The 12,090-nt window shown below is 73.6% G+C and carries 12 protein-coding genes; 3 read left to right on the top strand and 9 right to left on the bottom strand.

Annotated elements, in window-relative coordinates:
* Window positions 1-44: 44 nt before the first annotated feature.
* On the bottom strand, window positions 45-452 hold the full coding sequence (locus MTR79_RS27270) for an excalibur calcium-binding domain-containing protein (protein WP_086705524.1): 408 nt from the start codon (window positions 450-452) through the stop codon (window positions 45-47).
* Between the two features lie 343 nt (window positions 453-795).
* Between MTR79_RS27270 and MTR79_RS27265 the strand changes: the two genes are divergently transcribed.
* Window positions 796-1,497, top strand: a complete 702-nt coding sequence (locus MTR79_RS27265) for a VOC family protein (protein ID WP_244792165.1) — start codon at window positions 796-798, stop codon at window positions 1,495-1,497.
* 167 nt (window positions 1,498-1,664) lie between these two features.
* Here the strand turns inward: MTR79_RS27265 and MTR79_RS27260 are convergent, their stop codons facing one another.
* The 5 genes from MTR79_RS27260 to MTR79_RS27240 all read right to left on the bottom strand — a co-directional run bounded on the left by MTR79_RS27260 (window position 1,665) and on the right by MTR79_RS27240 (window position 7,953).
* Window positions 1,665-2,087 carry an excalibur calcium-binding domain-containing protein gene (locus MTR79_RS27260; RefSeq protein WP_086702958.1) on the bottom strand — a complete coding sequence of 141 codons (423 nt, stop codon included), beginning with the start codon at window positions 2,085-2,087 and terminating at the stop codon, window positions 1,665-1,667.
* Between the two features lie 149 nt (window positions 2,088-2,236).
* A complete protein-coding gene (locus MTR79_RS27255) occupies window positions 2,237-3,394 on the bottom strand; it encodes an alkaline phosphatase PhoX (RefSeq protein ID WP_244792164.1) in 1,158 nt (385 codons plus the stop codon).
* 391 nt (window positions 3,395-3,785) lie between these two features.
* Window positions 3,786-4,139 (bottom strand): nitrite reductase small subunit NirD, encoded by a 354-nt coding sequence (gene nirD / locus MTR79_RS27250; protein ID WP_086700795.1) that lies wholly within the window; start codon window positions 4,137-4,139, stop codon window positions 3,786-3,788.
* A complete protein-coding gene (nirB, locus tag MTR79_RS27245) occupies window positions 4,136-6,736 on the bottom strand; it encodes a nitrite reductase large subunit NirB (RefSeq protein WP_244792163.1) in 2,601 nt (866 codons plus the stop codon). The genes nirD and nirB overlap by 4 nt, the downstream gene beginning before the upstream one ends.
* Window positions 6,736-7,953 carry an FAD-dependent oxidoreductase gene (locus MTR79_RS27240; RefSeq protein ID WP_244792162.1) on the bottom strand — a complete coding sequence of 406 codons (1,218 nt, stop codon included), beginning with the start codon at window positions 7,951-7,953 and terminating at the stop codon, window positions 6,736-6,738. Before MTR79_RS27240 ends, nirB begins: the two co-directional genes overlap by 1 nt.
* Before the next feature lie 193 nt (window positions 7,954-8,146).
* Here MTR79_RS27240 and MTR79_RS27235 point away from each other — a divergent pair, with 193 nt between their 5' ends.
* Window positions 8,147-8,929 carry a TSUP family transporter gene (locus MTR79_RS27235; RefSeq protein WP_086700800.1) on the top strand — a complete coding sequence of 261 codons (783 nt, stop codon included), beginning with the start codon at window positions 8,147-8,149 and terminating at the stop codon, window positions 8,927-8,929.
* Window positions 8,930-9,107: 178 nt separating this feature from the next.
* Window positions 9,108-9,380: a hypothetical protein gene (locus MTR79_RS27230; protein ID WP_086700801.1), complete on the top strand. Its 273-nt coding sequence runs from the start codon at window positions 9,108-9,110 to the stop codon at window positions 9,378-9,380.
* A 625-nt stretch (window positions 9,381-10,005) separates the two neighbouring features.
* Here MTR79_RS27230 and MTR79_RS27225 read toward each other — a convergent pair.
* The 3 genes from MTR79_RS27225 to MTR79_RS27215 all read right to left on the bottom strand — a co-directional run bounded on the left by MTR79_RS27225 (window position 10,006) and on the right by MTR79_RS27215 (window position 12,035).
* Entirely contained in the window at window positions 10,006-10,653 is a 648-nt protein-coding gene (locus MTR79_RS27225) for a class F sortase (RefSeq protein ID WP_189365941.1), read from the bottom strand.
* 112 nt (window positions 10,654-10,765) lie between these two features.
* Entirely contained in the window at window positions 10,766-11,311 is a 546-nt protein-coding gene (locus tag MTR79_RS27220) for a hypothetical protein (protein WP_048457551.1), read from the bottom strand.
* A gap of 310 nt (window positions 11,312-11,621) precedes the next feature.
* The gene (locus MTR79_RS27215) at window positions 11,622-12,035 is read right to left on the bottom strand and encodes a gamma-glutamylcyclotransferase family protein (protein ID WP_189365942.1); all 414 of its coding nucleotides are present in this window, start codon (window positions 12,033-12,035) and stop codon (window positions 11,622-11,624) included.
* Window positions 12,036-12,090: the final 55 nt, after the last annotated feature.

The following is a 12,090-nucleotide window of genomic DNA, read 5'->3' as shown; positions in this document are numbered from 1 at the left end:
GTGCCGCCCCTTCCGTCGTGCGCGCGACGCGCCCTGTGGGGCGGTCAGCTGTCGCGGCGCCGGCGGGAGGCGAGGAGCACGGCGCCTCCGGCGAGGACCACGGAGGCCACGCCTATGGTCACGTAGGTGGTGAGGTCGTCGTCCGACCCGGAGTCGTCGCTCGTGGCGGCCTGGGTGGTGTCGGCCACGGGAGTCGTGTTCCCGTCGTCGACCGTGGTGTCGTCGCGCGGGATGAAGCCGGCGGGCGGCTCGTCGCAGGCGATGCCGTCGCCGTCGGGGTCCAGTGCGGGACCGTAGTGGTCGTCCCCGCTGGAGATCCTCGACCAGCCGTTGTCGTACGCCTCCGCGCAGGTCTTGAACGGGTGGTCCCCGTCGTGGGCCGACGCGGTGGCGGGGAGGACGGCCAGGGTGAGGGCGGCGAGGGCCGTGAGGGTGTTTCGTGTCAGGTGCATGGCAAATGCCCCCAAGTCCGAGTGCGGGTGCCGTTGGCCGGGCTGTGGCGAGACGAAGTTACTGGCGGTTCGGGTGTGCTGCGGAGAGCTGCGGACGACCTGTGATGTGAACGTGATGTGACGGAACGGTGGCGTAATGCCACGAGCGGAGGGGTGCGTTCCTGCCGTGGGGCAGGGGTTGGCCAGGTCGGAGGGGGTGTGGGGCTCGGTCGGAGGCGCCCCAGGTCATCGGTCCTCCGTTGGTCGTGCGTCCGCCGGGTCTGGCCGGCGGACAGCGCCCAGCGGTACAGGCGATCCCGCAACAGCCCCACCACTACTATTCAAGTTTGACTAGGATGTCGGTATGACGGAGAAGGCGATCCCGATCCTGCCCTGCCGGACAGTCCAGCCTGTTCTCGACTTTTACACCGTCCTCGGATTCAAGGTGACCTTCCATCAGAAGGCCCCCAACCCGTACGCAGTCGTGGAGCGCGGCGGCATTCAGCTCCACTTCTTCGGGATGAAGCAGTACGAGCCGGCCGAGTCGTACAGCACGTGCTACGTCCATACCGATGATGTCGATGAGCTGCACGAGGTCTTCCGTGCCAGGCTCAAGGCGACGTACGGGAGAATCCCGACCCGCGGACTGCCACGAATCGGGCCGCTGAAGGACACGTCGCACGGCGTGCGGCAGTTCCTTGTGACCGATCCGGGCGGCAACTGCCTCCGAATCGGGCAGCGGACGAGTCAGAACCAGCACCACCGGCCCCCACCCGAGGAAACCTTTTCCCGAGCCCTCCATCACGCATCCCTGCTCGCGGACTCGAAGGAGGACCCCGCGGGCGCCGCAAAGATCATCGATCGGGTGCTGGGCATCGAGGGCGAGCGGCCCACGCCCGTGCAGTTGCTTCGCCTCCTCGTGCTGCGTGCGGATGTCGCCGGGCGCCTCGGTGACGAAGAGACCGCGAGGTCCGCGCTCGCCGAGGCCGCCGCAGTCCACCTCACTGCCCAGGAACGGGAGTCGGTCCCTGACGACCTCGATCGTCTCGAGGAGCTGAAGGGCTGAGGCTGCTGTGAAAGTGCTGGTCACGGCCATTCGTTGAAGGACGCTACGGGGATGCTTGCAGGTCCCCCTGGCCGGTCGCGCAGTTCCCCCGCGCCCCCGGAGGACGCCTCCGTCGGCGGGCGGTTGGGGGCCGAGGGGGCCGGGTGCCCGGCCCCCTCGGGGGTGGGTCAGCGGTTCTCGCGGCGCTTGCGGGCGGCGATCATCAGGCCGCCGCCGAGCAGGACGACGGCCCCGCCGCCCGCCGCGATGTACGGCGTGGTGTCGTTGCCGCCGGTCTCGGCGAGGTCGGTGCCGCCGCCGCTCTCCTCCTCGGCGCCGCCGGCCCCCGTGCCCGCGCCCGCGTCGTCGTCGCTCTCGTCGCGCGGCACGAAGTCGGAGGGCGGCTGGTCGCAGCCGACGCCGTCGTTGTCGCGGTCGAGGTGCTTGCCGTAGTGCTCGTCGCCCTTGGCGATGTTGCTGTACCCGTTGTCGTACGCCTCGGTGCAGTTCTCGAACGGGTGGCTGCCGTCGTGCGCCACGGCGGTGGCCGGTACGGCGGCCAGGGCGACGGCGGCGAGCAGTGCGGCGGCTGAGGTACGGAACGGAATCATGGTGAGGAGCCCCCCAGGTCGGACGAAAGCGTGTGCTCGGTACGAGGGTGTCGAAGCTACTGGGGGGCTCGTGGAGCGTGGGGCGTATGAAGGACACGTGACGAGAACGTGACGTGACTGGGAGGTAACTGTCCGCCACCTCCCGTACGTCACGTTCGGAAGGGGCCCTTCACTTCGTACGTGATGCCGCCCGACGAACTCCCGCTCGTACCGCGCTGACTGGAGAAGTACAAACGGGTGCCGTCCGGGGAGAAGGCCGGGCCGGTGATCTCGGAGCCCGACTGACCGCTGACGCGCAGGAACGGGGCCACCACCTCGTCGGGAGTGATGACGCAGATCTCCATGTTCCCGCCGTCCTCGGCGACGAAGAGGTCGCCGGAGGAGGAGCCGGTGACGTTGTCCACCCCGGTCAGCGGGGCCGTTCCGCCGGTCACCAGCGAGTCGTCGTAGGCGAGTTCGACGGTCTGGGCGGCCGCGTCGTACCGCCAGACCCGGTTGTCGCCCTTGGTGGTGAACCAGCACGTGTCGTTGGCGTAGTGGCAGCCCTCGCCGCCGTTGAAGCGCTTGGCTCCGGAGACCTGACCGCGGGTGGCGGTGGCGCCGGACGGGTCCGGGACCCGCGCCCAGCTCACCGGGCCGCTGGTGCCGCTGCCGCCGACCAGCACCTCCAGCGTGCCGGACGACAGGTCGCCCCAGGTCGTGGGCCTGAAGCGGTAGAAGCAGCCGTCCGAGACGTCCTCGGTCAGGTAGATCACCCTGCGTACCGGGTCGGCTGCCGCCGCCTCGTGCTTGAAGCGCCCCATGGCGTCACGGCGGACGGCCGCCTTCACGCCCCACGGGTCGGTCTCGTAGACGTATCCCCGGTCCACCTCCTCGCAGGACAGCCAGGTGTTCCACGGGGTCTTCCCGCCCGCACAGTTCTGCCGGGTGCCGGACAGGACGCGGTACGCGCCCGTGATGGCGCCGGTGGCCGCGAACTTCACCGCGCTCGCGCCGCCCGACGGGTTGATCTCCGAGTTGGAGACGTAGATCCAGCCGCTGCCGTCGGCGTAACAGGCCCCGCCGTCCGGGGCGTTGTGCCAGGTGTACGACGTGCTCCCGACCCGCTGCCCGGAGCGGGCGATCACCCGGCTGCTGAACCCCGCCGGGAGCGCGATGCCGTTGGCGTCCGCCGCTCCGAGCGCCCCGTACGGGCCGGTGCCGGGCTGGGCGGGGGCGGCGTACGCGGCACCGCGCCACAGGGTTCCGCCGAGTACGGCGGAGCCGCCGCCGAGGGCGGTCGCACGAAGGAAGTCACGACGTTCCACAGTCACTCCAGGTGGCCGTTACCGCCCCGCCGCCGGCCGGCGGCGGGGGCGTGCGAGCAGCGAACCTACGGGAATGACATGGACGCCTCATGACCGGCGGCGTACGGGCGGGTGGCCGTCCCGCGGGGAGGCACGTACCGGGCCGGCGGCCCTCGCGTCGCACAGCGGCACCGCCACCGCCGTAGATGGCGCCCGAGGCGCCCATGGGCCGGTGAAGCGGGCGTTGGCCAGGTGGAGGCGGTCGCGGAAGCGGACGGCGGTGGCGGGAGGCAGACGCGCGGGCCGGTGACCGAGCGGCCCGGGGCGGCCCTCGTGCCCCGGGCGGCCGGGCCGACCGGGCCCGGGGCCGCAGCGCCCCGGATCCCGACAGCCCCGGCCGCCCCCCGGCCGGTCAGGCCGCCTTCACCTCGTACGTGGTCACACGGACCGCGTCGTCGTCCAGGCACCGGCCCGTCTCCAGGTCGAAGCGCTGCTTCAGGAGCGGGGAGGCGACGAACGGGCGGCCCCGGTGGGTGCCGGTGAGGCCGCGGGAGAGGACCGCCGCGCCCGTGAACGGGTCACGGTTGTCGACGGCGTACAGGCGGCCGGCGCGGTCGGTGAAGACGGCGGCCTGCCGGCCGTCGGGCAGCAGGGCGGCCACGCCCCGTCCCGGGATCAGCCGGTCGAGGCCGCAGACCTCGAACCAGTCGTCCGCCAGGCGGAGCCGGACGGTCAGGCCGGTGGTCGTCTCGAGTGCCAGGGTCATCGCTGTGCGCTTCCTTCCAGGACGTCGTCGGCGGGACGCAGGCCGATGCCGAGCAGGGGCAGGTCGGGCTTCATCTGGTCGCGCTCCGGGACGAAGGCGACCACCGGGTCGGGGGTGTCGGGCGCGTTGACGAAGGACACGAACCGGGCCAGCTTCTCCGGGTCGTTGATCGTCTCGGCCCACTCGTCGCGGTAGTGCGCCACGTGCGCGGCCATCAGCGACTCCAGTTCGTCGCAGATGCCCAGCGAGTCGTGCACCACCACGTCCCGTACGTGGTCCAGGCCGCCGGGGATCCGGTCCAGCCAGACGCTGGTGCGCTCCAGCCGGTCGGCGGTGCGGATGTAGAACATCAGGAACCGGTCGATCAGGCGGACCAGTTCGGCGTCGGAGAGGTCCTGCGCCAGCAGGTCGGCGTGGCGCGGGGTGGCGCCGCCGTTGCCTCCGACGTACAGGTTCCAGCCGCCCACGGTGGCGATGACGCCGAAGTCCTTCGACTGGGCCTCCGCGCACTCGCGCTGACAGCCGGACACCGCCGACTTCAGCTTGTGCGGCGACCTGAGGCCCCGGTAGCGCAGCTCCAGGTCGATCGCCATCCGCACCGAGTCCTGCACGCCGTACCGGCACCAGGTCTGCCCCACGCAGGACTTCACCGTGCGCAGCGACTTGCCGTACGCGTGCCCGGACTCGAAGCCGGCGTCGACCAGCCGGGCCCAGATCAGCGGCAGCTGCTCGACCCGGGCGCCGAACATGTCGATCCGCTGGCCGCCGGTGATCTTCGTGTAGAGACCGAAGTCGCGGGCGATCTCGCCGATCACGATCAGCTTCTCGGGCGCGATCTCCCCGCCGGGGATGCGCGGCACCACCGAGTACGAGCCGTTCCTCTGCAGGTTGGCGAGGAAGTGGTCGTTGGTGTCCTGGAGGGCCGCCTGCTCGCCGTCGAGCACGTAGGTGCTCGCGCCGATCGTGGGCGCCAGGGACGCGATGATCGAGCCGACCGTCGGCTTGCACACCTCGCAGCCGTCGCCGCCGCGCGCCTCCTCCCGGCCGTGGCGGTCCAGCAGCTCCCGGTGGGAGGCGATGCGCAGGGCGAGGACGATCTCGTACAGCTCCTCGCGGGTCTGGGAGAAGCAGCCGCACAGGCCCTTGTCGACCTCGACGCCGTTCGCCTCCAGTTCGGCGTCGAGGAGCTGGCCCAGCACCTTCACGCAACTGCCGCAGCCCGTGCCGGCCTTGGTGCACTTCTTCACCTCGGGCACGGTGGTGCAGCTGTGGTCGGTGACCGCGCCGCGGATCGTGCCCTTGGTGACGTTGTGGCAGGAGCAGATCACCGCGTCGTCCGGCAGCGCGGACGGGCCGAGCGCGGCCGGCGCCCCGGCGCCGGCCGGCAGCACCAGCGACTCCGGCGCGACCGGCGGCACCGATCCGGTGAACGCCCGCAGTGTGCCGTACGCCTCCGCGTCGCCGACCAGGATGCCGCCGAGCAGCGTGCCGTCCCGGCCGATCACCAGCTTCTTGTACAGGCCCGCGCGGGAGTCGGAGTAGACGACGTCCAGGCAGTCCTCGGCGGTGCCGTGCGCGTCCCCGAAGGACGCCACGTCCACGCCGAGCAGCTTCAGCTTGGTCGACAGGTCGGCGCCGGTGAAGGCGGCCTCGTCCTCGGCGATGGTCGCGGCGGCCGTCTCGGCCTGCTCGTAGCCGGGCGCGACCAGGCCGTACACCCGGCCGTCCGCGGCCAGCGCGCACTCGCCGATCGCGAACACGTGCGGGTCGGTGACCGTGCGGCACTGCGCGTCGACGGTGATGCCGCCACGCTCGCCGACCGCCAGACCGCAGTCGCGGGCCAGCTGGTCGCGGGGGCGGACACCGGCGGAGAACACCACCATGTCGGTGGCGAGTTCGGAGCCGTCGGACAGCTTCATGGCGGTGACCGCGCCGCCCTCGTCGACCACGATCTCCTGGGTGCCGACGCCCGTGTGGACGCCGAGCCCCATGTCCTCGATGTTGCGCAGCAGCGCCGCGCCGCCGCCCTCGTCGACCTGCACCGGCATCAGCCGTGGCGCGAACTCCACGATGTGCGAGGTGAGTCCGAGGCCCTTGAGCGCGCCGGCCGCCTCCAGGCCGAGCAGACCGCCGCCGACCACCGCGCCCGTCTTCGCCCTGCTGCGCGCGTACTCCTCGATGGCGAGCAGGTCCTCGATGGTGCGGTAGACGAAACAGCCCTCGGCGTCCTTGTTGGGCACCGGCGGCACGAACGGGTACGAGCCGGTCGCCAGCACCAGCACGTCGTAGCCGACGACGAGACCGGAGCGGGCGGTGACCGTGCGCGCCTCGCGGTCCACGTGCTCGGCCGGGTCGCCGACGTGCAGCTCGATGCCGTGGTCCTCGATGAACGCCAGGTCGGTCAGCGACAGGTCCTCGGGGGTGCGGCCCGAGAAGTACGAGGTGAGCTGCACACGGTCGTAGGCCGGACGCGGCTCCTCGCACAGCACGACCACGCGGTGCGTGGCGGTCAGGCCGCGCTCGGCGAGCGCCTCCAGGAAGCGCTGGCCGACCATGCCGTGGCCGACGAGCACGATGGTCGAGGTGTCCGTGGGCATCAGGAGCCTCCGTCGTTGGTGAGCAGGTGGAGCAGGGGCCCGCCGTCGGACGGGAGCGGCTCTGCTCCCTCCCAGGCGCGCGCGAGGGCGCCGACGGTGCCGAGTTCGCCGACCAGCACCCCGCCGACCAGGCGGTCGTCGCGGACCACGACCTTGCGGTACGTGCCGCGGGTGGCGTCGGCGAGCTGCACCACGTCGTCGCCCGGCAGCACCTCGGTCTCGCCGAACGCGGCCAGGTCGAAGGGGCTGTCCGGGCCGGTCAGGGTGAGCCGGGTGAGCGAGCGGGTGCCGGTGTAGCGGGCGGCGGTGTCCCCGGCGAGCAGGGCGGCGAGCGCGTCGGCCTGTTCCAGGGCCGGCGTGGCCAGCCCGTACACGGTGCCGGCGTGCTGGACGCAGTCGCCGACCGCGTGGATGGACGGGTCGGAGGTGCGCAGCTCGTCGTCGACGACGACGCCCTTGGCCACGTCCAGGCCGGCGGCCTGGGCGAGGGACACCCTCGGGTGCACCCCGCACGCCAGCACCACCAGGTCGGCGTCCAGGGCGTAGCCGTCGGCCATCTCCACCGAGCGGACCGCGCCGCCGACGCAGCGCACGTCCCGGACGCGGCACTCGGTGTGCACCTCCACGCCGAGCCCGGTCAGATGGCGCCGGACCAGCGCGGAGGCGGCCGGGTCGAGTTGCCGTTCCATGAGCCGCTCGGACTGCTGGGCGAGGACCACCTGCGCGCCGCGCACGGCCAGCGCGCGGGCCGCGGACACGCCGAGCAGCCCGCCGCCGATCACCACCGCGCGCACGCCCGGCCGCACCTCGGCGGACAGGCCCAGGCAGTCGTCCAGCGTGCGGAACGCGTGCACGCCCCGCGGCAGCGCGTGGTCCTCGGTGAACAGGCCGCGCAGCGGCGGCAGGACGGGGTTGGAGCCGGTGGCCAGCACCAGTCGCCCGTAGGGGATCTCCGTGCCGTCCGCGCAGACGACGGTCCGCCGGTCCCGGTCGATGCCGGTGACCCGGGCGCGGACCAGCTCCGCGGGGGCGGGCAGGGCGATCACCTCGGGCCGGTAGCGCCCGGCGAGCACCTCGGCGAGCAGCACCCGGTTGTACGGCGGGTGCTCCTCCTCGCCGATCAGCGTCACGGGCGTGCCCAGCTCGCCGAGCCGCCGGGCGAGACGTACGCCCGCGAGGCCGGAGCCGATCACCACCACACGCTCGTTCGAGGTCATGTCCTGAGCGTGCGGGGCGGGTGTTACCCGGTGGCATCCCTTCTGTTTCCCGCGCGGAACGCTGCCCTCAGCGGTCGCGGGCGCGGGATGTGAGGCTTCCGGGGACGGTCGCGGGGCGGGTGTGAGGAGGCCAACCTCAACAAAAGCTCATCTTGATGGACGCAACATCTATCGCCTCCATAGGCTCACCGCCATGCCCGACATATCGCTGACCACGGTCGTCCTGCTCTGCGTGGCCGCGCTCGCCGCCGGCTGGATCGACGCCGTGGTGGGCGGCGGCGGACTGCTGCTCCTGCCCGCCCTGCTGCTCGGGCTGCCCGCCGGCACCCCGGCCGCGCACGCGCTGGGCACCAACAAGGCGGTCGCGATCGTAGGCACCACGGGCGCGGCCGTGACGTACGCCCGCAAGGCGCCGGTGGACGTGCGGACCGCGGTGCGGATCGGGCTCGCCGCGCTCGCCGGGTCGTCGGGCGGGGCGTTCCTCGCGGCCGGGATGAGCACCGAGGTGCTCAAGCCGGTCATCATGGTGGTGCTGCTCGCGGTGGCCGCCTTCGTCATCCTGCGGCCCGCCTTCGGCACCGCGCCCGCGACGGGTCCGGCGACCCGCCGGCAGATCCTCGCCGCGATCGGCCTGGCCGGCCTCGGCATCGGCTTCTACGACGGCCTGATCGGCCCCGGCACCGGCACGTTCCTCGTCCTGGCACTCACCGCCCTGCTCCACCTCGACCTGGTCACCGCCTCGGCCACCGCGAAGATCGTGAACTGCTGCACCAACGCGGGCGCGCTGGCGATGTTCGCCTGGCAGGGTGCGGTGCTGTGGCAGCTCGGGGCGCTGATGGCGACGTTCAACCTGGCGGGCGCCATGCTGGGCGCCCGCACCGCCCTGAAGCGCGGCAGCGGCTTCGTCCGCGTGGTCCTGCTGACGGTGGTGTTCGCGCTGGTGGCGAACATGGCGTACGAGCAGTGGCTGGCGTAGGCCTGTGCGCGGGGGTGTCCGGTGGGGATACTGAGCCGGACATGATCACCTCACGAGAGGCACGGCCATCACCAGACCCACGGTCCCCGCACCGCTGAGAGCCGTTCTCGCCGCCGCGGCCGTCTGCGCGGCTGCCGCCGCCTGCGGAACGCACCCCGAGCCCGAGAGGAGGGCGGCGGTGTCCGCGTCCCCCTCGGACACCGCCGCCCGTCCCGTCACCGCCGTGATGCCCGACGTCACCGGAGGCAACGCGCTCCGGGCGCAGGAGCAGATGGCCGGCACGGAGGTCCGCTTCGAGGACGCCACGGGGAGGAACCGCGAGGTGGTGGACCCGCAGGCGTGGCGCGTCTGCGGCAGCAGGCCCGGGGCGAACCAGCAGATCACGTCGTACCCGGTGGTCCTCCTGGTGGCCCCGGACACGGAGTCCTGCCCGGGTGGGGCGTCGGGCTGAGACGCGGGAGCCCCGGGGGACCGACCGACGACCGTGCGGACCCGTACCGGTGAAGTGGGTCGTCGGCGTGGCGCCGGGGCGGGGGTGATCGGGGCGGCCGGGGTGAGTGGCTGGTCGGTAGGGCCGCGACTGTGGGTGTGGCGTGCTGCCGGAGTGCCGGAGTGCCGGAGTGCCGGGTCGCCGGGCGGGGGGTGATCGGGGCGGCCGGGGTGAGTGGCTGGTCGGTAGGGCCGCGACTGAGGGTGTGGCGTGCTGCCGGAGTGCCGGAGTGCCGGGTCGCCGGGCGGGGGGTGATCGGGGCGGCCGTGGCGAGTGGCTGGGTCGGTGGCCGTGTCTCCGAGGCGGCGCGGGCCCTGGTGCGGCCGGGACTCCGGGGTTCCGGCCCCTCCGCGTGCCGGAGGCGCGGAGGGCGGGGACGGACCGCCGGGCTTCGGGAGTGTCCGCGCCGGAGGGCGACAGGCCGCCGAGCGCTCGCGCTGCCGGGCGCGCGTCGCCGGAGTGCCGGGCTCCGGCTCCGCGAGCGCCTGAGACGTCAGGGCGCCGCGCGCCGGGCGCCCGGAGCACCGGCCGGTCGGGGCACCGGTCGTTCGGGGCACCGGTCGTTCGGTCATGCCCCCCGCAGGGGTCACCGCGTCCCCGTCAGATGCGCGTACACCACCACGTTGCCCCGGTAGCCCGTCGTGGGGGAGTAGCCCGCGCCGCAGGTGATGACGCGGAGTTCCGGCCGGCCGGCCGCGCCGTAGACCTTCTCGTCGGGGAAGGCGCGGGCGTCGTACGCCTCGACCGCGTCCACCGTGAACACGGCCACCGAGCCGTCGCGCCGGGCGATCTCGATCGTGCTGCCCTTGTGCAGGGCGCCGAGGGAGTAGAAGACCGCCGGGCCGTCCTCGTTGTCGACGTGGCCCGCGACGATCGCGGTGCCCCGCTCGCCGGGGGTGGTGCCGGCCTCGTACCAGCCGGCCAGGTCCGGGCGGTCCGCCGGCGGCACGTCCAGGGAGCCGGCCGGGGTCAGCCCCAGGCCCGTCAGCGGTGCGTCCACGCCGATCGCGGGGATGCGCACCCGGTCCGGCGGCGACGGCGGCAGCGCGGGCGCCGCGGACCGCGCCGGGCCGTGCGCGTCGAGTTCCGAGTGCGCCTGCGCGGCGGACGGCTGTGGCGGGGTGCCGCCCCTGCCGTCGCGCAGCAGCACCGCCCCCGCGCACAGGGCGCACACCGTGACGGCGGCTATCGCCGCGTTGCCCGGACTCCCGGTCCTGCGGAACCTGCGGCGCATGGGGTGACCTCACCTCGAACGGGCCCCGTGCCCCCCTCCGGGCCGCGAGGGGCGTCGGACCCGGAGGGGGAGGGGATGCGGTACCAGCGGGACGGGCAGCGGAGGATGCCCGTCAGATCCCGTCGCCTCTCGCCCGGCGATGCAGGAGCCAGGTACCGCCCGCGGCGGCGACGGCGAGGGCCGTCACGCCTGCCGCGGTCTGTACGGGGTCGGGGCCCAGCGCGCCCCCGACCCCCGTCTTCACGCTTCCTCGGGGCACCACCTGTTCCGCGTCGGGCGTCAGCGTCACCACGAGGTCCCCGGTCACCCGGCGCCCGCTCCCGGCGCACGCGACGACGATCTCGTAGGTCCCCGGCTGCGCGCTCGGCGGCACCTGGAACTGTCCGATCGCCTCCCCCTCGTGCGTGCTCGGGGCCAGCGTGAACCGGCCCGCGCCGACGGCGGAGGCGTCGCCCGCCGAGGTGCCCTCCTCGCCGCACGCCGCGGTGTTCGCCGACACCTGCGCGCCCGGGGCGACGGACGACGGGTACATCCGCAGACCGGCGGTCGACGCGCCGGGAGCCTCCCCGGCGTACGCGGGGGCGGCGAGAAGCCCCGCGGTGGCCACGGCGAGTGCGGCGCCGGTCGTGCCGGTCAGCAGCCGGGCGGTACGTCGCATCGATGCTCCCTCGGGCTCACGGAGGCGACCCGGCCCGCGGCACCCCCATGTGCCGCCGTCGACCGCGTCCCTGCACCTCCGAGGTAAGACCCCCGGGGCCGCCCCCGCTCCCTGAGAGGGCGTCAGGGCGGCGGCTGAACGGGTGTCAGGCGGTCCGCGACCACCTCGGCCCGCGGTGTGTTTCAGCAGGTCAACGTAGTGACGGCGAGCGGCCGTGCGGTGTGCCGGCGGATTGGGCCGGGCGGGGCGGCGAAGGGCTGACCGGGCGAGGGGGCACGCCCCGGCATGTTCCCGGGGGCGTACGCGCGCCTCACCGCACGCCTCGCCAGTCCCCGCCCTCCACCCGCGTCCCCCGCGCCCGCAGCCGGGCCGAGACCGCCGGGGCGGCGACGTACACCCACGCCCGGACCGCCGTGCCGTCCGCCTCCCGCACCACCGGCCGCTCCACCCGGTCGTACAGGTTTCGCGGGTCGCCCGGGACGTACTCCTCCAGGCGGTCCAGCCGCGCCAGCAGCTCCTCGTACGCCTCCGGCCGGGCGGTGACGAGTTCGCCCCGCACCTCGCCCTCCGGGGCATCGACGGCGTACGGGTAGCCGGGCCCCTCGTACAGCGCCGCGCCCCGCAGCAGACCAGGTTCCTCGTGTGCCGTGAGGCCGCGCAGGAAGCGGTCGTGGTTGATCTCGCCGGGCCGGAGGGTGCCGTAGACGAAGAAGGGGAGGTTCACTCGCTTCACCTGCGCGGACGGTCGGCGGAGCCCCTCTGCACGGAAGTGCCACCGG

The organism is Streptomyces sp. BJ20, from assembly GCF_022869105.1.
GTDB lineage: Bacteria > Actinomycetota > Actinomycetes > Streptomycetales > Streptomycetaceae > Streptomyces > Streptomyces griseoincarnatus.
Note: the sequence above shows the minus strand (reverse complement) of the source record. Positions and strands in the feature narration are given on the sequence as shown.

What these genes read in the sequence shown, in the direction of transcription:
- MTR79_RS27270 (WP_086705524.1), bottom strand. Translation starts at nt 452, where the DNA reads ATGCACCTGACACGAAACACCCTCACGGCCCTCGCCGCCCTCACCCTG.
- MTR79_RS27265 (WP_244792165.1), top strand. Translation starts at nt 796, where the DNA reads ATGACGGAGAAGGCGATCCCGATCCTGCCCTGCCGGACAGTCCAGCCT.
- MTR79_RS27260 (WP_086702958.1), bottom strand. Translation starts at nt 2,087, where the DNA reads ATGATTCCGTTCCGTACCTCAGCCGCCGCACTGCTCGCCGCCGTCGCC.
- nirD (WP_086700795.1), bottom strand. Translation starts at nt 4,139, where the DNA reads ATGACCCTGGCACTCGAGACGACCACCGGCCTGACCGTCCGGCTCCGC.
- nirB (WP_244792163.1), bottom strand. Translation starts at nt 6,736, where the DNA reads ATGCCCACGGACACCTCGACCATCGTGCTCGTCGGCCACGGCATGGTC.
- MTR79_RS27240 (WP_244792162.1), bottom strand. Translation starts at nt 7,953, where the DNA reads ATGACCTCGAACGAGCGTGTGGTGGTGATCGGCTCCGGCCTCGCGGGC.
- MTR79_RS27235 (WP_086700800.1), top strand. Translation starts at nt 8,147, where the DNA reads ATGCCCGACATATCGCTGACCACGGTCGTCCTGCTCTGCGTGGCCGCG.
- MTR79_RS27225 (WP_189365941.1), bottom strand. Translation starts at nt 10,653, where the DNA reads ATGCGCCGCAGGTTCCGCAGGACCGGGAGTCCGGGCAACGCGGCGATA.
- MTR79_RS27220 (WP_048457551.1), bottom strand. Translation starts at nt 11,311, where the DNA reads ATGCGACGTACCGCCCGGCTGCTGACCGGCACGACCGGCGCCGCACTC.